Here is a 4,469-nt window from a genome sequence, read left to right as displayed (position 1 = left end):
CGCGCCAATAAATTATCTAAATCAAAGTTCCATAATATTGCTACTCGGTCTCTACCAACCGCACCGAGCATTTTACCATCTGGACTAAAACTAACATCCATTACCCCTTCTCGAATACCTGCCAAACTTACCAACTCTTCACCATCAAGAGTCCAAATTTTTACCATGCCGTCATCGCTACCACTAGCGATAATTTTGCCATCGGGCGTAAAACTCAGACTATTCACCTGATCTTGATGTCCTCTGAGAGTAGCGATCGCTTGACCTTCAGGAGTTAATAATTTAACTGTATTATCAGAACAAGCTACAGCCAGAATTTTTCCATTTGCACTAAAACTAACCTTCTTCACAACACTACACAACCCTTCAAATTTTCCTAATTCCTCACCTTCTATGGTCCATATTTTCAACACAACCTTGCTCTGCCCCCCAAAACCACCAGCAGCGATCGCCTTCCCGTCTGGTCTAAAAGTCACTGTTCTCAAGTCATCAATACCCCCTGAAATAGTCAATAGTTGTTGACCGCGAATATTCCATAGTTTAATTGTTTTATCTAAACTAGCAGTTGCCAACATTTTACCATCAGGACTATAACTAATACTATAAACCCGGTCCTTATGCCCGGAAAGAGTAGCATTACCCAAACCAGCTAAATTCCAAACTATTCCTATGCCATCAGCACTTGCAGAAGCCACAGTTTGACTATCTGGACTAAAGTTCAAGCTATGAATACCACGTTTATGCCCTTTTAAACTTGCTAACTCCGCTCCATCTCGACTCCAAATTTTTACATTCCGGTCGTAACCCCCGGTAGCGATCATCTCAGCATCTGGGCTAAAACTAATGGCTGTGATATAACTGGTGTGTCCTTTGAGAGTAGGCAATTTCCGTTTTTGAAGATTCCAAAGTTTGATTGTGTTGTCAGCACTAGCAGAAACAAGAGTTAATCGATCGTTGCTCAAACTGAGACTACTAACTAAAGTACCATGACCTTTGAGAGTTGTTATTTCTCGACCATAATGAGTCCAAAGTTTAATTGTTCCATCAGAACTTCCAGAAGCAATAGTTTTGCTATCGGCACTAAAGTTAACGCTGACAACTGGACTTTTATGACCTCTGAGAGTACCTAGTTTTTGACCATTTATACCCCAGACTCTCACCGTATGATCCCAACTGGCAGTAGCAATAGTTTTACCATCTTGGCTGACACTTACGCTCAAAACTCTGTCTTGAAACCCTTTGAGAGTAGCCAATTGTTTGCCTTGAGAGTTCCATAACTTCACCGTTTTGTCTTCACTAGCAGAGGCTAATACTTTACCATAGCTAACACTATAAATTTTATCCTGATGTGCTTGAATAGACTTCAATAATTTACCTTGAAGATTCCATAATTTAATCGTGCCATCTACGCCACCAGAAGCGATCGCTTTTCCATCAGGACTAAAGCTCACACTATTAACTGCTCCCTGATGGCTTTTCATTGTTACTAATATTGTACCATTCTGACTCCAGAGTTTCACAGTACCATCATCACCAGCAGAAGCTAACATTTTACTATTAGGACTAAAGTCAACACTGTAAACAGCGCCTTGATGTCCTTTTAAAGTAGCTAATTCTTCCCCAGAGTTACTCCAGAGTTTGATAGTACCATCATCACTAGCAGAAGCAATTATTTTTCGATCTTTACTCAAGCTGATGCTATTAACAGGTTGTGTATGTTCTGCTATTGTTCTGCGCGTACTCACACCATAAACAGTTTTGTGCAAAGCAATTAAAACTCGCATTCTTACATCTGCTGATACTTCTGAGGTATTGTGTAACTTTGTGCCAGCTTTGATAGCAGTAAGTAAAGCGTCAAAGCGTTGGTTAGCAGTAAACTGATTTTCTGCCGATAAGCTCAAAGCATTAAGTTGGGAATTTAATTTATCTTTTTCTGCCACTTGCCAACTAATCAAGGAAAATCCACTTAACCCACCTAAAATTAAAATTAATCCTATTATACTCCCGACCCGAAAATTGTTTTGAAAACGTTTGCGGTTGATACTTTTTTCGAGAAATTCTTTGGCTAATACAGATACAAAAGCACTATCAGCATCACTTTCTAATAAACTTTCAGCTAAACTTAATTTGCGCCCACTTAGTAGGTATTTGTCTGATTTATCTTTTTTCAACCACCGTTGAGCATCAGCTTCCATACCAGGTTTTTGTTTAATTGCTTCCCGGTTTGACTCCACCCAAAAACTTAACTGAGACCAATTATGAATAATACTATTATGAGCTAATTCTACTACTGTTACTGTTTGATTAGTATTTTGATAGTTTGTGAATTTGGTAGTTATTATTAATCTGGCTTTTGCTAATTTTTTCAGTATCTTACTCACAACTGCTAATGATTGTTGAGGGGTAATTAAATCAGTTTTTAATACTCGTTTACAACTGACTACTGTATCTTCATTTATTTGTACAAGTTTGAGAAATATCTGCTTGGCCACCTGACGTTCTCTAGCATTGAGGGAGTGATAAGTTGCATAAGCTTGTTTTTCTAGACAACCTTTGACACCACCTAAATTAATATATTGATTCAGAGTAAATTGATCGGTGCGACGCTGTCGCCATAGTTCTATTAAAGTATATTGTAATAACGGCAAATTAGCATGACTTTCTGTATCTACAATCATTTGTTCGACTAATTCTGGCTGAATTTCTATGCCTACTTGTTTCGCAGGTTCGGCGATCGCTTGTTGCAGCTCCAGTTGAGTCATCGGCGTTACTGTCACTAAATGAGATTGAATTTGCCTAGCTAACCCAGAATATTCCTGCTCAAAGCATTTACCTAAAAATTCTGCCCCCATAGTAATAATTAACAGAAATTTACTAGCATAAGAATTATCTTGGTAATTTTTGTCTATTGCCCCCATCAAACATTCAAAAAATTGCTGTCTTTCAATTTTATCTAAACACAGGGTAAAAACTTCCTCAAACTGGTCTACTACCATTACTATTCTGGGTGCTTGAGTATTTTGCAACACTTGTCTAAACCCACTAGCACCCTGATTTATTAATTCTTCGATTTCTATGGGCGAATAAATTATACGTTCAATTTGCGCCTTTTTTATCTCTTGCTCTAGGTTTTCATTATGAGAATTTTTGATTTTAGGAGGTAATGTGGCATCGGACTTTCTTTTTTCTGGCGATCGCCTACGGTTTCCTCTTATTTCTTTTGCTGGTGGTGGTGGTGGATCGGGAATAGATGATTTTGGCGGTCGCTTTTTTTGTTTATGCTGCTGAGAATTAGTAGTGTAAAATTGTAATGATTCTTTCTGTGCAGTTGTTGTTTCTTCTGTTGTTGGTGTTAACAATGTCTGTAGTTGATAATCTACAAATGCTGCTGCTAAATTTTTTAAAGGATGTTCTCCTGGTCTAATCATTAATATTGGCCAAGTGTTGCTTCCCGACAATCTTTGCCCTAGTTTAAGTTGATATAATAACCCTGCTTTTACTACACTTGATTTACCAATACCACTGGTTCCGACTACTGCTAAAAAATTCCGAGAACGAACCTTTTCTAAAAGTACATTTGTCAAAGATTTTCGACCATAAAAATATTTAGAATCTTTATCATTAAACTCAAATGCAGCTAGTCCCTTATAAGGGCAAACTCCGGCTGTTAGATCGGAATTTTCTGTAGCCTCTTTTTCCCCTGTTAAAATAATTTCATTACCAGAATTATTAAATACTGGATGTAGAGTAGAAAGATTTAATTTTCGATTTATATAGTCTATTAAATTATAATTTGTTACACAAGTATCTGAATAATTTTCTGGTTCTAATGCTTCTAATAAACAATTTGTGAAAAAGCTATGTTCTGAATTTATTTGTGTTGTAGAATTTTCTATTCCTTGAGAAACAAAAATATAACACCTATCATTATAAGTTGATTCTATCTTACTAAGAGTTGTTTGTAAGAAGTCAATTTTTTTTTCCTGATGGTAACAGTCTAACCATACTATTTGTTGTTTAACAGGAGATTTTTGTAATAGTTGACTTAACCAATGTAGTGAAATTCCCCATTTTCCTTTTTGGGGGTTCGTATCACTGGTTGCTAAAAATCCTTCTTGTACCCCTCCTTGTTCATCTAATAAACTATTTCCAACAAAAAACAATAAAGCAGTTTCAGGAATATTATCTAGAGGATTAAATAATTTAGAAATAGCTTCTTTCAAAGCATTTATTTCACAGTTTTTAGTCTTGGGATGAGGATCTACTTGCCAAGAACCTTCTATGTTAGCCCCTGGAAAGCGCTGCACTTGAAAATTGCCATAGGTTTCTAACAGTTGAGCGATCGCTTCTGCATCTGCTGCTGGTTTAATCAAATTTCGGGGTTGAGCAGAGCTATCTTTCAGCAAAGGATAATGATTGATGCCTACTACTAATGCTTTTCGGTTCATGCACGGTAGCCCATTTTAGTC

Annotated in this window: 1 protein-coding gene; it reads right to left on the bottom strand. The window is 37.0% G+C overall.

The genetic code is table 11. The features are described from left to right. Nucleotides 1–4,448 (bottom strand): nSTAND1 domain-containing NTPase (locus tag AC3DU7_RS26290; RefSeq protein ID WP_488042229.1); only part of this gene is annotated, 4,448 nt, incomplete at its 3' end. Nucleotides 4,449–4,469: the final 21 nt, after the last annotated feature.

This window comes from Okeania sp. (assembly GCF_983059655.1).
This window is presented reverse-complemented; position numbering and strand designations above follow the sequence as displayed.